This is a genomic window from Pistricoccus aurantiacus (genome assembly GCF_007954585.1).
Lineage (GTDB): Bacteria > Pseudomonadota > Gammaproteobacteria > Pseudomonadales > Halomonadaceae > Pistricoccus > Pistricoccus aurantiacus.
This window is the reverse complement of the sequence record NZ_CP042382.1, coordinates 906592-924926: the sequence shown is the minus strand read 5'-3', so window position 1 is coordinate 924926 and position 18335 is coordinate 906592. Positions and strand designations below refer to the sequence as shown.

Genomic DNA, 18335 nt, shown 5'->3' with positions numbered 1-18335 from the left:
GATACCTACTGGATCATGACAAGCCCCGGCGCCCAAGGCGTCGGGGCTTTTTACTTTTTAACGCTCGAGCCCCATGGCGCGCCGGGCCAGGGTCCGGCGCAACGGTCCTACCAGGTTCAATCCGACAAGCCCCGCGCCCCTGGCGTGGGCCAGCAGCGGCTGATCGATACCGAACAGCCGAATCAAGCCGTCGCTGAAGCGAATCACGTTGCGGCGGTCTCGGGCACGCCGGGCCTCGAACGCACTCAGCGCGTCCAGTCCGCCCAGAGTGCGATTCAGCGCCAAGGATTCCCCCAATACTGTCACCAGATCCATCACGCCGCGCAGCGCCAGGTTGAAACCTTGACCGGCCACCGGATGGAGCGCATGAGCGGCGTTGCCCAGTACCGCCAGGCCGGGACGCACCGGCTCCTCCGCGGTCACCAGGGAAAGCGGGTAGCGATGGCGCTGTCCGACACGCCGAAATCGCCCGGCGCGATCACCGAAGGCCTGCTGCAACCAGGCCAGGAAATCCCCGTCACTGGCATTCATGATCGCTTCGTCAGCGCCCTGGCGATGCGTCCAGACCAGCTCCATGCGATTGCCACTCAGCGGCAGCAGCGCCATCGGCCCCTGGCTGGTGAAACGTTCGTAAGCCACTTCCTGATGGGGCCGGCTGACTTCCAGGTTAGCGATGATTGCCTGCTGCCCGTAGGGTCGCGCTTGGCTTGCGATACCGAGCCGTTCCTTGAGGCCGGAGCGACCGCCGTCCGCCAGCACCGTCAAGCGCGCTTCCACCGTTCGGCCCTGGGAAAGCGTCAAGCGATGCCCCTTGGCGGTCGGGACAATCGTGTCCACTTTTGCCGGACAGTGCCACTCCAGCGCCATTTCCGCCAAGCGCTGGTGCAGCACTCGACCCATCCAGGCGTTGGGCAGCACATAGCCCAGCGCTTCCACCCCCAGCTCATCCGCCTCCAGACGAGTCGCTCCCCAGCTGCCGCGCTGACTGACGTGGATACAGCGGATGGGCTCCGCCTGTTCCGCCATTCGCGTCCATACCCCTAGCCGTTCGAAATGAACACGCGAGCCTTGGGCGATGGCGCTGGCTCTCGCATCGAAGCTAGGCTGGTAAGCCAGCTCATGGGAAGTCGATGCCTTTGAAATCGATGCCTTTGAAATCGATAGCGGCGCCGCCTCGATTACCGCGACTCGCAGTCGATACCGGTCGATCAAGGGCGCCAGGGCGCAGGCCAGACTCGCTCCCACTAGACCACCGCCGATGATGGCGATATCCACGTCGTCTTTTGATACCGCTTCCTTGGCTGCTATGTTCTCGGACATCGACACATCATCCATGCCAACCTCTTGATTTGTATCATATTACGATTATTACAAAAATTACGTAAATAAATTAAGAGAGTTTTCATCTTGTACGTTTTCTGATCGTTTCATTCGCTGTCTAGTGAGTCTGCTGAGGCTTTTCGACCTGGGGCATCCCCGGGTGCTGTTCCGTATATAGCAGCATCGCCGCCATGCGCGCGTGTTCGGTGAGCGCGAACAGGTCGTTCTCGTTCTCGCTGCTGTCTTCAAGGTCGATTTCCAACTCCGCTAACGCAGCGAGATCGCCTATCGCCTCGCGTAATTCCTGAGACCATCGTTCCTGAACCTCGGTCTCCGTATTGTTCACGTCCTCGAGAAAACCCATACACCATTGCCTTAGCCCCTCCGCCCGTTCCGCCAGGGAAAACATCTCGTCCGGCAGCAGCGGCTCGTAGTCGAGTTCCGCTGCAGACAAGGCGGCCAGGCTCTGCTGCCGCCACTGCAACAAGGTTTCGGCGCTCTGGGGATCTCGGGGTTGCTCGACCCCGAGAGCGGCGCATACCTCCTCGAGCCAGCCGGTGGCATCGATATCGATCAATCCCAAGGCGGCGGCCAGATGGCCATCGAGAAAGGCCGGCGACTGAAAGCTGCCGTGAACGAGAAAGGTATCGGCGATAGTAGCGAAATCGATACGCTCGTTGATCAGTGACATGAAGATCCCCAATGCAGACGGGTGGCAAGGGTGGCAGTACACAGGCATGCGTTGACCGTTCGCAAGCGGCTCTCTTATAGTGACTCGCGGATAGCGCTTGAGACTTTTCATCGGTGGCTTGCGCTGCTGCATGACCCCGAGTCCATAGTAACGTATCGAGGCCGATCCTGGCCTATTCCGGAGCCCCCATGACCGATGACCCGCGGCCAACCACTGAAATATCCCTGCTGGGGCGCAATTACGTCATCGCTTGCCCCTCGGAGGAGCGTGTGCAGCTTGAACGCGCAGCCCTGTACCTGGATCGTTCCATGCGCAGCATCCACGCCCAGGGCAAGATACTGGGCACAGAGAAGATCGCGGTAATGGCGGCGCTCAATATCACCCATGAGCTGGTCAAGCTGCTGGAAGAGCGCAAGTCCGACGAGGAAAGCCTGGGTAGGCTGAACGCCCGGCTGGAAGATGCCTTGGTTAATGCTCCACAGCGCTGAAAGCAACCGCCAGGATTGCTACCGTTGTATTAGGGACCTAGATGCTTTGGCTCAAGGATCAGTTCTGATAGGATAGAAATGTTCCCTGGAATGTTTGCCAGTCATTATAGTCCCTCGAGCCTATGCGCAGTACCCAGGGGGCCATTAGCTAGACAGACCCGTGTGCATGTCCGCACGTCGGAAAGCCTGACGGTCTGTCTGCGGCCACCCACCTTGAACCAATGGGTTCAAGGGCCAGAATGACAGCGGCATTCTGGGGAACCTCGAGACCGATCAACTGCCATGCCAGCCTCTCCCTCTTCTCTTTCCATCAACGGTTCTCACGACTCACCGAGCCGCGATCAGCTGCGTCGAGAGCTGCGTCGCCGTCGCCGCGCCCTGGACAGTCGCCAGCAGCGTCGGGCCGCGCATCAGCTTGTGCAGCGACTCAAGTCATTGCCGGAAGTCCAGCGGGCTCGCCGGGTGGCGCTGTACCTGCCTCAAGGCGGCGAGATCGATCCGACGCCGTTGATCGACTGGCTGCGCAAGCGTGGCGCTCAGGTCTATTTGCCGGTGCTAAAACCGCTTTCGGAGAATCGGCTGTGGTTCGTGCGCTATCACGCCAGTACGCCCATGGTACGCAATCGTTTCGGTATCGCGGAACCAGATACCCGTCACGGCGCCCATCGTGCCAGGCGCCTGCCTGCCTGGGCGCTGGATCTGGTGCTGATGCCCCTGGTGGGATTCGACGCGCAAGGCAATCGCATGGGCATGGGTGGCGGCTTCTACGATCGCACCTTTGCCTTCACTCGCTGGCGGCGCCCCAAGCCCGGCCTGATCGGCGTGGCTCACGACTGCCAAGGGGTCGCCGAGCTACCGGTGGCACCCTGGGACGTACCCTTGGACGCCATCGTCAGCGACCGGCGCATAGTGCGACCAAGGGTTCGGCCTTAAGCCATAAATAGCCTGTAAGCCGGATTGTCGCTCTCCTTGGTGTAGCGATAACCGATGGCATCGAAGTATTCCTCTACATGCACCCGATCGCCGTTGGGCACCTGCATGCCCACCAGCACCCGGCCATAGGCGGCGCCGTGGTTGCGGTAATGGAATAGGGAAATGTTCCAGTCCGCAGGCAAGTGGGTCAGGAAATTGATCAAGGCCCCGGGGCGCTCCGGAAAGTCGAAGCGGTAAACCTCTTCCTCGAAATGCTCCTGGGGCCGCCCGCCGCCCAGATGACGGATATGCAGCTTGGCCAGCTCGTTGTCGGTGAGATCCGCCACCGGATAGCCGCTTTCCTCGAGCCGCTGCACCACCGCTTGGCGATCCTCGCCGCCGGGCTTGACCTGCACCCCGACGAAGATATGTGCATTTTCCGGATCCGCGTAGCGGTAGTTGAACTCGGTGACCATGCGTCGCCCGATGATCTTGCAGAACTGCTTGAAGCTGCCCGGGCGTTCGGGAATCGTCACCGCCAGGATCGCCTCGCGCTGCTCGCCGAGCTCCGTGCGCTCGGCGATATGCTGCAGCCGATCGAAATTGGTATTGGCCCCGGAATTGATGCAAATAAGCGTCTGACCGGTAACGCCGGTCTGCTGAATGTATTTCTTGAGTCCGGCCAGGGAAAGCGCTCCGGAGGTTTCCGCCACCGCCCGGGTTTCCTCGAAGATATCCTTGACCGCGGCGCACATCTCGTCCGCGTTGGCGGTGATCACTTCGTCCACCAGCTCCCGCAGCAGCGCAAAGGGCGCCTCGCCGACCTGGGCTACGGCGACGCCTTCGGCGAAGATCCCGACCTGATCTAGCACCACTCGTTCGCCGGCGTCCAGCGCCGCCTTGAGGCAGGCGCTGTCCTCGGATTCCACGCCGATGATCTTGATTTCCGGGCGCAAGTATTTGACGTAGGCGGCGATACCGGCGATCAACCCGCCCCCGCCTACCGGTACGAAGATCGCATCCAGTCGGCCGCTGTGTTGATGAAGAATCTCCATACCCACGGTGCCTTGGCCGGCGATCACGTCGATATCGTCAAAGGGTGGAATGTAGGTGTAGCCATGAGCCTCGATCAATTCCTGGGCATGAGCCGCCGCCTCTGCGAAGGCGTCGCCCTTGAGCACCACCTTGGCGCCCCGGGCACGTACCGCCTGGACCTTGATGTCCGGGGTGATCCGCGGCATCACGATGACCGCCTTCACTCCCATCAGCTTGGCGGCCATGGCCAGGCCCTGGGCGTGATTGCCCGCGGAGGCAGCGATGACGCCCTTGGCCTTCTGCTCGTCGCTGAGCTGCGCCATCTTGTTGTAGGCGCCACGGATCTTGAAGGAAAAGACCGGCTGAAGATCCTCGCGCTTGATCAGAATCCGATTGTCGAGACGCTTGGAAAGAAAGGAGGCGGGAGAAATCGGGGTTTCACGAGCGGCTTCGTAGACCCGGGCCTTGAGTATCCTCTTGACGGTATCTTCTAACATCCTGATCTTCCAAGGTGAGTGCACGGCCTGGGCCGCAACATTGACGAAAGGGCCACCATTATCGAGCACGGGGACGGTTCAAGGCAAAGATGTCCACCTATCCACAGCAGGCCAGTGGTGACCTATAATGCGCCCACTCCACAGCCACCGGACCAAATCGCTCTCATGACTCAGGACGAACTCAAGGACGCGGTGGCCGCCGCCGCCATCGACGAAATTCGCCCACTCCTCGGCAGCCAGATCATCATCGGCGTGGGCACCGGCTCCACCGCCAATCGCTTCATCGATCGCCTGGCGGCGCTGCGCGGTGACTTCCGCGGCGCCGTGGCCAGCTCCGAGGCCACCGCCAAGCGCCTCAAGCAGCACGGCATCGATGTCTTCGAGCTCAACGAGGCGGGTACGCTGCCGGTCTATGTGGACGGCGCGGACGAGATCAACGATCAATTGGAAATGATCAAGGGCGGCGGCGCGGCGCTGACCCGGGAGAAGGTCGTCGCCGCCGGCTCCCAGCGCTTCATCTGTATCGCCGACGCCTCCAAGACCACCTCGATCCTAGGCGGCTTTCCGCTGCCCGTCGAGGTGATTCCCATGGCGCGCTCTTTCGTTGCCCGGGAACTGGTCAAGCTAGGAGCGGACCCGGTCTACCGGGAAGGGACCGTCACCGACAACGGCAACCAGATCCTCGACTGCTACGAATTCCTGATCGACGACCCAAAGGTCATGGAAGCGCGGCTCAACAATATTCCCGGAGTAGTGACCAACGGCCTCTTCGCCCTGCGCGGCGCGGATCTGCTGTTGCTGGGCACGGAGAATGGCGTGGAGCGTAAGGAACGTTAGTTACGCCCCGATTAGTAGCGTTAAAAAAGCCCACTCACCTTGCAGTGAGTGGGCCTGGATCACAGGGAGCCTAGGTCGTGAAATGCGCTATCGGCCTTCCTTCACGGCTTTTTCGATGCGCTCACCGATATCCTTGTCGATATTCTTCCAGTATTCGAATACGCGGGACAGCACGGGTTCTTTCACACCATCCTTGATATGACCCGCTGCGTTGTTGACCAGGCGCTCGCGAGCGGCATCGTCCATTACCTTGTTGACAAGCTGGTTGGCCTGCCCAAAGTCATCGTCGTCCTCGCGCAAGGTGTAGGCGGCGCGCACCATTTCACCATCGGCATACCAGATGGTGTCCTCCGGGTAGCGCTCCGGGTCCGCCGCCGGGCCGCCCTTGCTGTTGGGCGCATACACTGGGTCGGAGACCTTGTTGATGCGCATCTCGCCATCCTTGGAGTAGCTGTGCACCGGCGCGACGGGCGCATTCACCGGAATCTGCTTGTAGTTGGCGCCAAGCCGGGCACGGTGGGCATCCGCGTAGGAGAAACCGCGGGCCAGCAGCATCTTGTCCGGCGACAGCCCGATACCCGGCACCAGGTTGTTGGGTTCGAAGGCCGCCTGCTCGATCTCCGTGTGGTTGTCCGTCGGATTGCGATCCAGGGTCATCTTGCCGACCTTGATCAGCGGATAGTCGTCGTGGGGCCAGACCTTGGTCAGATCAAAGGGGTTGAAGCGATAGGTCTTGGCCTCCTCGAAGGGCATGACCTGCACATGCAGCGTCCAGCTCGGATGATTGCCTTCTGCAATCGCGCCGAACAGATCACGCATGTGGTAATCGCTGTCCTCGCCGGCCAGACGATCCGCCTCTTCCTGGGTCAAGCACTCGATGCCCTGATCTGTCTTGAAGTGATACTTGACCCAGAACCGCTCGCCCTGGGCATTCACCCACATGTAGGTATGGCTGGTATAGCCGTTCATGTGGCGCCAGGTCTTGGGAATGCCGCGATCTCCCATCAGCCAGGTGACTTGATGAGCGGTTTCCGGCGATAGCGTCCAGAAGTCCCACTGCATGTCGTGGTCGCGCAGATTGTTGTCGGCACGCCGTTTCTGGGAGCGGATGAAGTGCTGGAACTTCATTGGATCGCGTACGAAGAACACCGGCGTGTTGTTGCCCACCATGTCGTAGTTGCCCTCGCTGGTATAGAACTTCAGCGAGAAGCCCCGCGGATCACGCCATGTATCCGGGCTGCCGCGCTCCCCGGCCACGGTGGAAAAGCGCGCCAGCATCTCGGTCTTGACCCCAGGCTGAAAAAGTGCCGCCTTGGTGTATCGGCTGACGTCCTCGGTGGTCTCGAAATGGCCGAAGGCACCGCTGCCCTTGGCGTGGGGCTGACGTTCGGGAATGCGTTCGCGGTTGAACTGGGCCATCTGCTCGATCAGATAATGATCGTGCAGCACGATGGGGCCGTCCGGCCCGACTGTCAGCGAATGCTCGTCGCTCGCTACCGGAATGCCCGCATCGGTGGTAGTCGGTTTACGGTTGTCGCTCATGATGGTTTCTCCCTGAAACTGAGGTGTCACGCATTCGATAGCCTGACGTTTTCCTGCTTTGACAGCTACCGCCCTTGTCATGTCTCCATATTGATCCATATGGAAGAAAAACTCGACATGCTCCGCTCAAGCGAGAGCGCTTCAACGATAGATTTCCGCAGCTCTCACCTGCGCCTTGAAGGCCGCGGTTCCGCCAGTGGCGCGGGCCGGAAGGATATCGACGGCGGCAGCCGCCAAGTCGGTCATAGGTCCGAGTTATGCCGTCTATCGAGAGATTTCATCGGGGATCTGTGCAAACGGAGAGCCAAACACCACCTGCGACAGTGGGCCTGGCGCCACCTGGCATGCAAAACCAGAACAGCTTACCTGAAACGTCAATCTCTCCCAGCGTTTTGCCTAACACTTATGTGACAGCAGCCTCTCAAGCCCGAACATGATTCTCCCCAAGGCGCCGCGTTCTCGCTCAACCACACCCTGCGCCGCCAGACTCAGCCGCTTGCGTTCGGGCTCATTATCGAACAGCTGTTGCAGGGTCGTCGCCAAGGCATTAACGTCCGGGACTTCCACCAGAGCGTTGGCGTCGCGCAGGGTCGCGGCGATATCGCTGAAGTTGTCCAGGTGCGGCCCGCTGATCACCGGCACCCCCATGGCAGCGGGTTCGAGCAGGTTGTGGCCGCCGATGGGCACCAGGCTGCCGCCGACGAAGGCGATATCCGCGGCCGCGTAGAGTCGCAGCAGCTCGCCCATGGTATCCCCCAGATATACCTGAGTAGCGGCTTCCGGCACCTGGCCGCTGGAGCGCAGCACCACATTCATGCGCTGCTCCCGGCACAGTTCCGCCACTGGCGCGAAACGCTGAGGATGGCGCGGCACTAGAATCAGCAGCGCCTGGGGGTGACGTTCGAGCAATCGTCGCTGGGCGTCTAGCAGCAATTCGTCCTCGCCTTGGTGGGTGGAGCCGGCGACCCATACCGGGCGCTCGCCCAGACGTTGGCGCAGCTGCCGGCCCTGGCGATGCTCTTCCTGGGACGGGTTCAGGTCGTATTTCAGCGACCCCACCACCGTCGCTCGCTCCTCGGGCATGCCGAGCCCTTGAAATCGCGTGAGATCCTCCGGGGATTTCGCCGCCAGCCAGTCCACTTGAGCCAAGGTCCGGCGCATCAGCGGGCGAATTCTGCGGTAGCGCTCGTATGCCTTGGCGGAGAGTCGCGCGTTGACCACCGCAACGGGAATCCGGCGTGCCGCGCAGGCGGTAAGCAGGTTGGGCCAGAGCTCCGTCTCGAAGAAGATCGCCGATTGCGGATCGAGCCGTGTGAGGAAGCGTTTCGCGGCGCCGGGAAAATCCAGCGGCAGGAAATGATGCGTCAGCCGGGGCGACTGCCCGGCCAGCGCCCCGACACGCCCCGCGCCGGTGGCGGTCATGGTGGTAACGGTCAAACGATGATCCGGGTAGGCGTCGAGCAATGCCTCGATCAGCGGTCGTGCCGCCTGCACCTCGCCGACGGAGGCGCAGTGCAGCCAGATCAATGGCGATTCGGCGCGAGGAATATAACCCAGCCGTTCGCCCCGAGATCGTCCGGGAAGCTGTTCCCGCCAGACCCGCTTCCAGATCAGCGGCGACATAACATACAGGGCCGCACGGTAGAGTGCACCCGGAGCGCCGAGACCCATCAGCGTTCCCGGTCGAGAATCGTCGAGATCATCGAGGTAGTGGAAACCCCGTCCTCGAAGCCCAGCACCCGCACGTCGCCGCCATTCTCGATCACCGCCTCGCCGCCGGCGATATCTTCAGGGCGATAGTCGCCGCCCTTGACCAGCACGTCCGGCAGCACCGCCTCGATCAGACGTTTGGGGGTGTCCTCGCCGAAAGGCACCACCCAGTCCACCGCCCCCAGGCCGGAGAGCACCTGCATGCGCCGCAGCAAGGGATTGATCGGCCGCTTGGGGCCTTTGAGCCGGGCGATGGAGGCATCGTCGTTGACCGCCACGATCAGCCGATCGCCGAGACGCCGGGCCTGTTCCAAGTAGGCCACGTGGCCGGCGTGGAGGATATCGAAGCAGCCGTTAGTCATCACCACCCGCTCGCCCCGAGCCTGAGCGGCGCGCACCGCCTGCACCAGGGCGGCTTCCTCGATAACGCCAAATTCCGCAAGCTTGCCGCCGCGCAGGGCGGTATACAGCTCGGCGATGGAAAGGGTCGCGGTGCCCGGCTTGGCTACCACCAGTCCCGCCGCCAGGTTGGCCAGGGTCATGGCCTCCGGAAAGCCGTGGCCCGCCGCCAGGGCCAGCCCCAGTACGCCGATTACCGTGTCGCCGGCGCCGGTCACGTCATAGACTTCCTGGGCTTGAGTGGGCAGATGCAGCGGCGGATGATCCACGCGAATAAGCGTCATGCCCTTTTCGCTGCGGGTAATCAGGATGGCTTCCAGTTCGAGATCCCGACACAGAGTCTCGCCCCTGCGGGCCAGCTCTTCATCGTCGCGACAGTGGCCCACCACCGCCTCGAACTCACCCAGGTTGGGAGTAATCACGCTGGCGCCGCAATAGCGAGTGAAATCGTTGCCCTTGGGATCCACCAGCACGCGCTTGCCGGTGGCGCGTATCCGGCGAATCAGCGCCTCCACCTGATTCAGCGTGCCCTTGCCGTAGTCGGAGAGGATCACCAGATCGACGCCGTCCAGGGCAGCCACTACCCGTTCGCGAAGCTCACTGGTATCCACTTCCGCGAGACTTTCCTCGAAGTCGAGGCGAATCAGCTGCTGGTTGCGGCTCATCACCCGCAGCTTGGTGATGGTCGGTATCTGCCGGCTGCGCTGGAAATGAGTATCGACCCCCGCGTCTTCCAGGCGACTGGTCAGCAGGGTGGCATTGGCGTCTTCTCCCACCAGCCCTGCCAGAGCGGCCTTGGCGCCAAGCGATGCAATATTGAGCGCCACGTTGGCGGCGCCGCCGGGGCGATCCTCCGCCTCGCCGACCTTGACCACCGGCACCGGCGCTTCCGGGGAAATCCGCGAGGTGCCGCCGTGCCAATAGCGGTCGAGCATCACGTCGCCCACCACCAGCAGGCGGGCCTGTTCCAGGGCGGTCAGATCAAGCTTCATTGGGGGGCTCCGCTAGCAAGGCATCAAGGCGTTCGATCACGTCCTCGACACGTATGAGAGACATGGCATCCGGATGGCGTACCCGCTGGCCCCAGGGAATCTCCTCCGGCTCCTTGTGCAGATAGGCACGCACCGCGTCCGGATAGCGATTGACCACCCGATCCTGAAACCGATAGGGAGCGGCCCGCTGCGGGTTGGTGGTGGCGTAGAGACCGATGGTCGGGGTGTTCAGGGCATTGGCCATGTGCACCGGCCCGGAGTCCGGCGCGATCACCCCGCGGGCCCGGTCGATCAGCGCCAGCAACCCTTTGAGAGAAGTGGCTCCGATGGTATCGATCACCGCGCCTTCCGCGCACAGATTACGCAGCCGAGCGCCCATCTCCCGCTCCTGGGTGCTGGCGCCGCCGCTAAGCACCGTCGCCAGGCCATGCTGTCGCCAGGCGTGCTCGATGACCGCCGCGTAGCCTTCCGCGGACCAGTTGCGGAAGTTGCGCAGCCGGGGATTGGCGCAGGGACTCATCAGCAGATAGGGGGCGTCGCCGCTCAGCCGCCGGGCTTCCTGGTAGGCACCATCGGGAATCGGCAGGTTCCATTCCGGCGTCGTATCCTCGACCCCGAGCAGCCGAGCGAAATCCATGAAGGATTCCAGCACATGGGCCCGAGGATGCGGCGGGAGCCGACGCTGGGTGAATAGGTGCTGCCAGTCCTTGGCGCGCTCCTTGTCGTAGCCGATGCGCACTCGAGACTTGAGTCCCAGGGAGAGGATGCTCGCCCGGATCGATTGCTGCATGTGCAGCAGCGCGTCGAAGCGGGTGTCGTCGAGCCGACGCCAAATCTCGCGCATGCCCGCAAGCCTGGTGGCCTTGTCGTAGACGACGAACTCGACCCCGGAAAGCCCCGCCAGTAGACTGTGCTCCGCCTTGCCGATGATCCAGGTGATGCGCGCCTGGGGCCACTGGCGCTGCAGGGCGCGGACCGTGGGCACCAGATTGCACACATCTCCCAACGCGGAAAGCCTGAGTACGCAGAGATGCTCGGGAGAAGCCGGCAGAGGATGCTTCATGCAGTTGGCAACATGTCAGGTGGAGAAGGCGTTTATTCTATATGATGCGGATGCGTTATGTGACGGCGCTTTATCGAATGATGCCAATAGTATAGATGACGTCAACAACGGTGCTCTTATCGCTCTGGACAGGCCTGCCCCGAGCTGGTTCACGCCGGACTTCTGGCGGGCGCGCGGCGCGGTGATCGGCGAGGCCCCGGGCCGCGGTGCCAGCCTGTTTATCCAGGTGGGAAGCCGGCAGTGGGTGCTGCGCCCCTATCGACGCGGCGGCATGATCGCTCGGCTGAGCGAAGCAGACTATCTATGGACCGGCCTGGAACGCAGTCGGGCTTTTCGCGAGCTGCGCCTGACCGCCACTTTATTTGAACAAGATCTGCCGGTGCCTCGGCCGATCGCCGCCTGCCTCTGGCATCACGGCCTGACCTATCGGGCGGCATTGATTACCGAACGCCTGGCCGGCGCTACGGCCCTGGCGTCCCGCCTCGATCAAGCGGATGAGAATCTGTTGGAAAAGGTCGGCGAAATGATCCAGCGCTTTCACGCCGCAGGGCTCGATCACGTGGACCTCAACGCCCGCAATATCCTGCTGGATAAAGACGACCGCCCTTGGTTGATCGATCTGGACCGCTGCCGGCTGCGTTCCCCCGGCGCTTGGCGGGAAGCCAATCTCCAGCGCCTCGCACGCTCTCTGGCCAAGTTCGATAGTCCAGGAGCCATCGATGCGATCCGCGCCGGCTACGCTCGAGGTGGCGCAGGCGGCTGAAGAAAACGTTCGACCACCCGCGCGGGCTGGAAATCCTGCAGCCAGGCATCATCGATATCAAACGGTGCCGACGCTAAGGCGTGAGTGATGCCTTCGGCCAGGGAAGCCTCGTCCCGGGCCACGATACAACGCTCGAGTGGGCCCTTGAGCACTTCGCGAATGCCGCCGACACTATCGACGGAAAGTACCGGCGTACCGCAGGCCAGCGCCTCGAGCAGCACGATACCCAGCCCTTCGAAACGTGAACTCAGGACGAACAGTCGAGCGGCGCGCATCCAGGGATAGGGATTGTCGCGATGACCGACGAAATACACCCGTTCGGCGATTCCCAGCTCCCTCGCCAGCGCTTCGAGAGAGCGGCGCTGGCCGCCGTCGCCGACGATGACCAGGGCCTCTCGCGGCTGGGCCCGTGCGTAGGCACGAAGCAGCAAGGCATGATCCTTGGCCGGTACCAGCCGCGCGACATTGACGATATAAGGCTCGTTCGGCAGGTCCGGCTCCTGGCTCAGGCTACGCTGACGGATACTCTTCAGCGGGCAGGGGTTGACGATCACCGACAGCGAGGCCGGCTGGAATTGCCAGGATCGTCGCGCCTGCTCGGCGGTGTCCGCCACCCCTTGGGAGACGGCTACCAGGTGCTTTCCCTGAAACAGACAGCGGGCGTACAGGCGCCGCTTCCAGCCGCTGCCACGAGGGCGCAGGATGTTTTCCAGTACAAAATAGGCGCGGTCGTCGCGGAAACTCCAGACCTGCTCGAAGGTGCCGATGCCACGAAAGACGATACGATCAAGACGACCGTGACGGCGCTCGAAACGGTTCAGCCAACGGCGTAGCAACAGACCTCCCAGACCACCGGTCCAGACGAAGTGCGAGCGGCGAATCAACGGATTCAGCAACCAGCGCGACAGCGCCTCCAGAAACAACCCGATGCCGCTCAGTCGCTGCGCCCAATGCAAGGGGAAATGGTGCACCTTCACCTCTGGATGCTCCGGGGCCAGGGCCTGTTTCTCCTTGCGGAAAAAAAGGAGATGACTTTCATGGCCGGCCTCGGCGAAAGCATCCGCCAGGTTGACTGCGACACGCTCCATTCCCCCCATCTTGAGGGTGCGTACAACGACCAGGGTGCGCAAATCAGTCTCCTGGGCCATCGGGGCGAGTCGCTTCGACGTAACAGGCGGTCAGACGACGCACATGTTCTCTCAGGCTGAAGTCGCGCAGCGCGCGCTGTCGGGCACGCTTGCCGAGCCGCTCCCGCAGCGCGGTGTCCTGGGCCAGTTCGCGCATGGCACTAGCCCAGGCCTGGGGTTCCTGCGGATTCGCCAGGCGCCCATGGTCGTCGCCGAGCAGTTCGGGAATCGCCCCGCTGTCCGCGCCGACGATTGCCTTGCCCGCGGCCATGGCCTCCAGCACCGTCAGTCCGAAGGCTTCGTTGCGAGACGGCACACAGACGATATCCAACAGCGCCAGCAGTCGCGGCAGGTCGGTGCGAAAGCCGGTAAAACTCACTCGCTCTTCAAGTCCAAGGTTTGTTATCAAGGACTCGAGCTCAGTCACGAAGGGCTCGTTGGCGCCCTGCTCCGCCTTCAGCCCCCCGATCAGCAGGCCATGAAAGACAAGCTGCGGTGCCTGATCGCGCAGCTGCGCCAACGCCTCGAGAAATACCCGCTGGCCCTTGCCCGGGGTAATCCGACCCGGCAGCCCGATCATTACAGTGTCTCGTGGAATACCCAACGCTTCGCGCAATTTTTCCTGCTGAATAGCGTCCAGACATACATCGTAGTGGGTTGGATCGATGCCCAAATAGAGCCGGTGAATCCTGGACTCAGGCAGAGCGAAGGCCTTGAGATTGCGCTGCCGGGTTGCCTCGCTGATCGAGAAGAGCCGGGTCAGCTTGCCGTAGGCCCAGCGGTGATAAAGCCCTTTCTTGGGCCGGGTGACACCCATATGGTCGGTGAAGAACAGACGAAGCGTCGGCCAAAGGGTTTTGAGCAGCGCCCCCAGGCGCAGGTCGCTGGATTTATGGCAGTGCACCACACGAATATCCTGTTCACGTAGATAGCGCCAGATGCGCCAGACCTGGAGCAGCGCCCGGCCGCGAGAGCTCACCGTCAGCGGCTCGATGCCTGCCTCGCGAAAGCTCTGCGCCACAGGTGAGCCCGCCACCGCCAGGCCGTGGACCCGCCAGCCTTGTCGCGCCAGTTCCGGAGCGATACGCGCCGGGTACATCTCGAGCCCGCCCCAGCCTTCGGACAGGCAGATATGCAGGACTTGCGGTGAAATGGGCCGAGTGGGCAAGGCAGCATTCGACATCAAGAGAGACTCCCGGGTCTCGGGGACAGAAAACCGGCCCTATGCTAGCATGCCTCCTTTACAAAACTCGTGCCTTAGGCTCCGGTTCGCTTTACTTCGAGATCCCATGCCAACCCGCTTTCCCTTCCATCGTCTCCAGCTGTCCCAGCGGTCCCGCTGGTATCTGCTGCGCTCGCGTTTTTTTTCCCGCCACACCATCCGCCTGGAAGCCGACGCGGCCATGCAGCGTCTGGAGCGTATCGGCAGCAGCCATTTCTATCTGGAGCCGGCCTCGCAGACCCTGTTCAAGTTCGCCAGGGATAAATACGCCTGGCATCGGCAGCCGCTCAAATGGCTGGCTCAGGACTTACTGGAAAAACGCCTGCTGGCCGGCGGCGACGCCATCAAGGAATGGCGCAGCAACCGTATCCTGCGCCGGGCCGGGCTTGGCGCGGTGGAGTGTCGGGGCGTGGGCATTGCCTTGAATCCTTTCAACCCCCTGGGATCGGTGTATGCCATGGCCTATCTGCCGGAGGCGCAATCCGGCGAGACCCATTTCAAGGCGCTGGAGGAAGCCGGACGCCGAGATTTCGTGAAACAGCTCTGCCGGGAAGTGATCCGGCTCGCGAATCACGGCTATTATCATCGGGACCTTCACTACGGCAACTTTCTGGTGGATGCCCAAGGAAAGTTCGTCTGGATCGATACCCACGTTCGCCGCCTGCCGAAACGCCCGAACAAGCGCCGCCAAAGTCTCGTGCGCATGCTGAGCGTCCGCAAGCTACAAGGTACCGCCTATCGCGATCTGGCCCTGGATTATCTCGAGCGCCATTACTTCGACCATCCCGCTTCCCAAAAGCGAGAGGAGCCCCATGCCCGCTAAACGCTTTGTCTTCGTGATCAAGGACCTTTACGGCGGCGGCGCGGAACGCTCGCTGCTGTATACCGCGGATGCCCTGCGCCAGCGGGGCAATCCGGTGCGAGTCATTTTGCTGCGGGATTTCGTCGAGCACGAGATTCCCGAAGGCCTGGATATCCAGAATCTTGCTATCCACAATCGCCTGACTCGGGCCTTCAACAACGTGTTGATCGAGAAATGGCAGGCCAAGCGCATCGCCAAGGAACTCGAGACCTTCGCTCCGGACGTGGTGCTGTCCTGCTCCGCGGACAAGATCACCCGGCATATCCGCCATTCGGGGCTGTATTTCTGGATCAAGAGCGATATCTCCGCCAAGTTCACGGATCTCGAGAAGCGTGCCAAGGCCTTCGCCAAGGCGAAGCGCTTCTACGACGGTCGCCGGGTGATCGCGGTATCCCAAGGGGTCAAGGACAATCTGCTCGAGGTGGTAGGCCTCGAGCCGGCGTCGATCCAGGCGATCTACAATCCTTATGAACGCGCGCCTTTTCTTGAACTGGCCAAGAAACCACTGGCTGTGCCAGGCGGCGACTATCTGCTCCATGTGGGCAGCTTCGAGCCGCGCAAGCGCCACGATCGTCTGCTGCGCGCCTACCGGGAAAGCGGCGTGACGACCCCATTGGTATTGCTCGGTAAGGGCGAATCGGCGCCGCGTATCCGTGCCATGATCAAGGAACTGGAACTTCAGGACCTTGTGATCCTGGGCGGCTACCAGACCAATCCCTACCCGTTTATCGCAAGTGCCAAGGCCTTGATTCTCACCTCGGACGCGGAAGGCCTGCCACGGGTGCTGATCGAATCCCTGATGCTGGAAACCCCGGTGGTCAGCGTCGACTGCCCTTCCGGTCCACGAGAAATACTCACCGGCAGCCTGGCGGATTTTCTCGTGCCGCTGGAAGACGAAGCCGCCCTGGCAAACGCCATAAAGCGCATGGACGCTCATCCTGTACGAGTGAAGGAGGTCCACTATCGCCCTTTCCTCAAGGAAACGGTGCTACCCCAGTTCGAGGCGCTTTGACGTGACTGCAGCTACGACTTCTCGCCGTATTCTGGTAGTGCGCAACGACAAGCTGGGGGACTTCATGCTGGCCTGGCCGACGCTGGCCTGCCTGAAGCTTGCCCGACCGGACAATCATGTCAGCGTACTGGTGCCGAGCTATACCGCGCCCCTGGCCCGAGCCTGCCCTTGGGTGGACGAAGTCATCCTCGATCCTGGCGATGCAGGCAAGCGTGACGCTCAGCGTCGCCTGCTCAAGGAGCTACGCGCCAAGGAGTGCGACGCCCTGCTGACCCTGTTCTCTACCCCTCGTATCGGCTGGTTGGGGGTTCGGGCGCGCATTCCGCTGCGGCTGGCCCCGGCCACCAAGTGGGCACAGATCTTCTACAACCGGCGTGTCGTCCAGCGTCGCTCTCACTCCCGCAAGCCGGAATATCGCTACAACCTTGAGTTGGCGGAAGCACTGTTGAAAGAGCTCGGTCAGACACCGCCGAAAAGCCTCGCACCTCCCTACTGGCCGCTGCCGCCGGAAACCCGGCAGACCCAGCGACAGCGGATCAAGGAGGAACTGGGCATCGATAGCGAGCGTTGCTGGATCTTTCTGCACGCCGGCAGCGGCGGTTCCGCGGTCAATCTTTCCCGGGAACGCTACGCGGAACTGGCTGGCAACCTGGCGGCACGGCTTGCCGAGATACGTCCGATCTGGCTGTTGACCGCCGGCCCCGGTGAAGAAGACAACGCCGATCACCTGGCTCAAATCCTGCGCGACGCCGGACTCGACGCTCACCGAGTTCCGCCGCGTCCAAACCTTGAGACCTTCGCCCTGACCCTGGCGGCGGCGGACCTGTTTATCGCCGGCTCCACCGGGCCGCTGCATATCGCCGGCTGCCTGGATCTGCCCACGGTGGGCTTCTACCCTGCCAAGCGCTCGGCGACGCCGCTGCGCTGGGAAACCTGCAACCGCGCCGAGCATCGCCTGGCCTTCAGTCCCGATCCAGGTAGCGCCACGGACATGCAAAAAATTGATCTGACCCGCGCCGCTGCGGATATCGCCGCCTGGTGGAAATCGCTGCTGAACGAGAGGGACATACCATGAGATCGATTACCGGCGTCGTTATCACCCTCAACGAGGAAGCCAACATCACCGACTGCCTGCGCTCGCTGTTTCGGGTCTGCGCCGAGGTGATCGTGGTGGATTCCGGAAGCCGGGATCTCACTCGGGAGATCGCTGGGGCGGAAGGCGCTCGGGTGATCGAGCAGGCCTACCTGGGAGATGGTCCGCAAAAGGCCTTCGGCGTGCCCTACGCCAGCCACGACTGGATTCTTGCCTTGGACGCGGACGAGCGCCTGGACGAAGACGCGGCTGCGCTGATTCCGACCCTGGCACTGGACGACCCCGCCACCGCCTATGGCTTTCGCCGCAAGAACTATGTGGGCCATCACTGGATTCGCGCCGCGGGTTTCTACCCGGATGCGGTGGTGCGCCTGTACAACCGCACCCAGGCGGGCTATCTGCCCAAAAAAGCCCATTCCTCGGTGCAGGCGCCCAGGGTCGAACAGACCGATGCACATATCCAACACTTTACTTACCATGACCTGGCGCACTGGATTCAGCGTATCGATCAGCTATCCTCTCGAGATGCCTGGGCGATGAAGGAGCGCGGCGTTCCCCCTTCAAGCTGGCGCCCAACCCTGCATGCGCTGAGTGCTACCCTGCGCAAGCTGATACTCAAGGGCGGTCTTCTGCAGGGCAGCGACGGCATGACCGTGGCCATGACCACCGCCTTTCACGCCTATATGAAATACGCCAAGCTCAACGAGCTTCATGAGAACGAACGCCTCTCTTCAAACGCCAAAGAAGGCAAGGATTGAAGGCCAAGGATG

At 62.2% G+C, this 18335-nt stretch carries 17 protein-coding genes and 1 other RNA gene; 9 read left to right on the top strand and 9 right to left on the bottom strand.

The genetic code is table 11. The features are described from left to right. Nucleotides 1-57 precede the first annotated feature (57 nt). Nucleotides 58-1320: a 2-octaprenyl-6-methoxyphenyl hydroxylase gene (gene ubiH / locus FGL86_RS04405; protein WP_147183457.1), complete on the bottom strand. Its 1263-nt coding sequence runs from the start codon at nucleotides 1318-1320 to the stop codon at nucleotides 58-60. A gap of 118 nt (nucleotides 1321-1438) precedes the next feature. Beyond that, nucleotides 1439-2011, bottom strand: coding sequence for a UPF0149 family protein (locus tag FGL86_RS04400; RefSeq protein ID WP_147183456.1), 573 nt, complete (start codon nucleotides 2009-2011; stop codon nucleotides 1439-1441). Between the two features lie 188 nt (nucleotides 2012-2199). Between FGL86_RS04400 and FGL86_RS04395 the strand changes: the two genes are divergently transcribed. The 3 genes from FGL86_RS04395 to FGL86_RS04385 all read left to right on the top strand — a co-directional run bounded on the left by FGL86_RS04395 (nucleotide 2200) and on the right by FGL86_RS04385 (nucleotide 3432). Beyond that, complete coding sequence (locus tag FGL86_RS04395) at nucleotides 2200-2499, top strand: cell division protein ZapA (protein ID WP_147183455.1); 300 nt, start codon at nucleotides 2200-2202, stop codon at nucleotides 2497-2499. A gap of 79 nt (nucleotides 2500-2578) precedes the next feature. Then, nucleotides 2579-2763: non-coding RNA, 6S RNA (gene ssrS / locus FGL86_RS04390), on the top strand. An 18-nt stretch (nucleotides 2764-2781) separates the two neighbouring features. Continuing rightward, on the top strand, nucleotides 2782-3432 hold the full coding sequence (locus FGL86_RS04385) for a 5-formyltetrahydrofolate cyclo-ligase (protein WP_147183454.1): 651 nt from the start codon (nucleotides 2782-2784) through the stop codon (nucleotides 3430-3432). Here FGL86_RS04385 and ilvA read toward each other — a convergent pair. Continuing rightward, nucleotides 3429-4943, bottom strand: a complete 1515-nt coding sequence (gene ilvA, locus FGL86_RS04380) for a threonine ammonia-lyase, biosynthetic (RefSeq protein WP_147183453.1) — start codon at nucleotides 4941-4943, stop codon at nucleotides 3429-3431. The genes FGL86_RS04385 and ilvA overlap by 4 nt on opposite strands. A 165-nt stretch (nucleotides 4944-5108) precedes the next feature. On the opposite strand from ilvA, the gene rpiA reads away from it, so the two are divergent. After that, nucleotides 5109-5780: a ribose-5-phosphate isomerase RpiA gene (rpiA, locus tag FGL86_RS04375; protein WP_147183452.1), complete on the top strand. Its 672-nt coding sequence runs from the start codon at nucleotides 5109-5111 to the stop codon at nucleotides 5778-5780. 87 nt (nucleotides 5781-5867) lie between these two features. Here rpiA and FGL86_RS04370 read toward each other — a convergent pair whose 3' ends face one another. The 4 genes from FGL86_RS04370 to FGL86_RS04355 form a co-directional block, all read right to left on the bottom strand. After that, nucleotides 5868-7322, bottom strand: a complete 1455-nt coding sequence (locus tag FGL86_RS04370) for a catalase (RefSeq protein ID WP_147183451.1) — start codon at nucleotides 7320-7322, stop codon at nucleotides 5868-5870. A 396-nt stretch (nucleotides 7323-7718) separates the two neighbouring features. Further along, nucleotides 7719-8993, bottom strand: a complete 1275-nt coding sequence (gene waaA / locus FGL86_RS04365; protein WP_147183450.1) for a lipid IV(A) 3-deoxy-D-manno-octulosonic acid transferase — start codon at nucleotides 8991-8993, stop codon at nucleotides 7719-7721. Then, entirely contained in the window at nucleotides 8993-10423 is a 1431-nt protein-coding gene (gene hldE / locus FGL86_RS04360) for a bifunctional D-glycero-beta-D-manno-heptose-7-phosphate kinase/D-glycero-beta-D-manno-heptose 1-phosphate adenylyltransferase HldE (RefSeq protein ID WP_147183449.1), read from the bottom strand. The genes waaA and hldE overlap by 1 nt, the downstream gene beginning before the upstream one ends. Further along, nucleotides 10413-11486: a glycosyltransferase family 9 protein gene (locus tag FGL86_RS04355; RefSeq protein WP_147183448.1), complete on the bottom strand. Its 1074-nt coding sequence runs from the start codon at nucleotides 11484-11486 to the stop codon at nucleotides 10413-10415. The genes hldE and FGL86_RS04355 overlap by 11 nt, the downstream gene beginning before the upstream one ends. On the opposite strand from FGL86_RS04355, the gene FGL86_RS04350 reads away from it, so the two are divergent. Next, nucleotides 11485-12249: a 3-deoxy-D-manno-octulosonic acid kinase gene (locus FGL86_RS04350; protein WP_147183447.1), complete on the top strand. Its 765-nt coding sequence runs from the start codon at nucleotides 11485-11487 to the stop codon at nucleotides 12247-12249. The two genes, FGL86_RS04355 and FGL86_RS04350, sit on opposite strands and share 2 nt — an antisense overlap. On the opposite strand, the gene FGL86_RS04345 is transcribed toward FGL86_RS04350, so the two are convergent. Both FGL86_RS04345 and FGL86_RS04340 read right to left on the bottom strand, forming a co-directional pair. Continuing rightward, a complete protein-coding gene (locus FGL86_RS04345; RefSeq protein ID WP_246131729.1) occupies nucleotides 12222-13379 on the bottom strand; it encodes a glycosyltransferase in 1158 nt (385 codons plus the stop codon). The genes FGL86_RS04350 and FGL86_RS04345 overlap by 28 nt on opposite strands. A 1-nt stretch (nucleotide 13380) precedes the next feature. Further along, a complete protein-coding gene (locus tag FGL86_RS04340) occupies nucleotides 13381-14559 on the bottom strand; it encodes a glycosyltransferase family 4 protein (protein WP_246131778.1) in 1179 nt (392 codons plus the stop codon). A 106-nt stretch (nucleotides 14560-14665) separates the two neighbouring features. Between FGL86_RS04340 and FGL86_RS04335 the strand changes: the two genes are divergently transcribed. From FGL86_RS04335 to FGL86_RS04320, 4 genes are read left to right on the top strand one after another with little or no spacing between them, the layout of a single operon-like run. Further along, nucleotides 14666-15421, top strand: coding sequence for a lipopolysaccharide kinase InaA family protein (locus tag FGL86_RS04335; RefSeq protein ID WP_186764469.1), 756 nt, complete (start codon nucleotides 14666-14668; stop codon nucleotides 15419-15421). Further along, the gene (locus FGL86_RS04330; protein WP_147183444.1) at nucleotides 15411-16472 is read left to right on the top strand and encodes a glycosyltransferase; all 1062 of its coding nucleotides are present in this window, start codon (nucleotides 15411-15413) and stop codon (nucleotides 16470-16472) included. The genes FGL86_RS04335 and FGL86_RS04330 overlap by 11 nt, the downstream gene beginning before the upstream one ends. Nucleotide 16473: 1 nt before the next feature. Next, nucleotides 16474-17547, top strand: a complete 1074-nt coding sequence (locus tag FGL86_RS04325; RefSeq protein WP_246131728.1) for a glycosyltransferase family 9 protein — start codon at nucleotides 16474-16476, stop codon at nucleotides 17545-17547. Then, complete coding sequence (locus tag FGL86_RS04320; RefSeq protein ID WP_147183443.1) at nucleotides 17544-18323, top strand: glycosyltransferase family 2 protein; 780 nt, start codon at nucleotides 17544-17546, stop codon at nucleotides 18321-18323. Before FGL86_RS04325 ends, FGL86_RS04320 begins: the two co-directional genes overlap by 4 nt. Nucleotides 18324-18335: the final 12 nt, after the last annotated feature.

Excerpts from the sequence above, each read along its gene's own strand:
- ubiH (WP_147183457.1), bottom strand. The coding sequence starts at position 1,320 with ATGTCCGAGAACATAGCAGCCAAGGAAGCGGTATCAAAAGACGACGTG.
- FGL86_RS04400 (WP_147183456.1), bottom strand. The coding sequence starts at position 2,011 with ATGTCACTGATCAACGAGCGTATCGATTTCGCTACTATCGCCGATACC.
- FGL86_RS04395 (WP_147183455.1), top strand. The coding sequence starts at position 2,200 with ATGACCGATGACCCGCGGCCAACCACTGAAATATCCCTGCTGGGGCGC.
- FGL86_RS04385 (WP_147183454.1), top strand. The coding sequence starts at position 2,782 with ATGCCAGCCTCTCCCTCTTCTCTTTCCATCAACGGTTCTCACGACTCA.
- ilvA (WP_147183453.1), bottom strand. The coding sequence starts at position 4,943 with ATGTTAGAAGATACCGTCAAGAGGATACTCAAGGCCCGGGTCTACGAA.
- rpiA (WP_147183452.1), top strand. The coding sequence starts at position 5,109 with ATGACTCAGGACGAACTCAAGGACGCGGTGGCCGCCGCCGCCATCGAC.
- FGL86_RS04370 (WP_147183451.1), bottom strand. The coding sequence starts at position 7,322 with ATGAGCGACAACCGTAAACCGACTACCACCGATGCGGGCATTCCGGTA.
- waaA (WP_147183450.1), bottom strand. The coding sequence starts at position 8,993 with ATGGGTCTCGGCGCTCCGGGTGCACTCTACCGTGCGGCCCTGTATGTT.
- hldE (WP_147183449.1), bottom strand. The coding sequence starts at position 10,423 with ATGAAGCTTGATCTGACCGCCCTGGAACAGGCCCGCCTGCTGGTGGTG.
- FGL86_RS04350 (WP_147183447.1), top strand. The coding sequence starts at position 11,485 with ATGCAGTTGGCAACATGTCAGGTGGAGAAGGCGTTTATTCTATATGAT.
- FGL86_RS04355 (WP_147183448.1), bottom strand. The coding sequence starts at position 11,486 with ATGAAGCATCCTCTGCCGGCTTCTCCCGAGCATCTCTGCGTACTCAGG.
- FGL86_RS04340 (WP_246131778.1), bottom strand. The coding sequence starts at position 14,559 with ATGTCGAATGCTGCCTTGCCCACTCGGCCCATTTCACCGCAAGTCCTG.
- FGL86_RS04335 (WP_186764469.1), top strand. The coding sequence starts at position 14,666 with ATGCCAACCCGCTTTCCCTTCCATCGTCTCCAGCTGTCCCAGCGGTCC.
- FGL86_RS04330 (WP_147183444.1), top strand. The coding sequence starts at position 15,411 with ATGCCCGCTAAACGCTTTGTCTTCGTGATCAAGGACCTTTACGGCGGC.
- FGL86_RS04320 (WP_147183443.1), top strand. The coding sequence starts at position 17,544 with ATGAGATCGATTACCGGCGTCGTTATCACCCTCAACGAGGAAGCCAAC.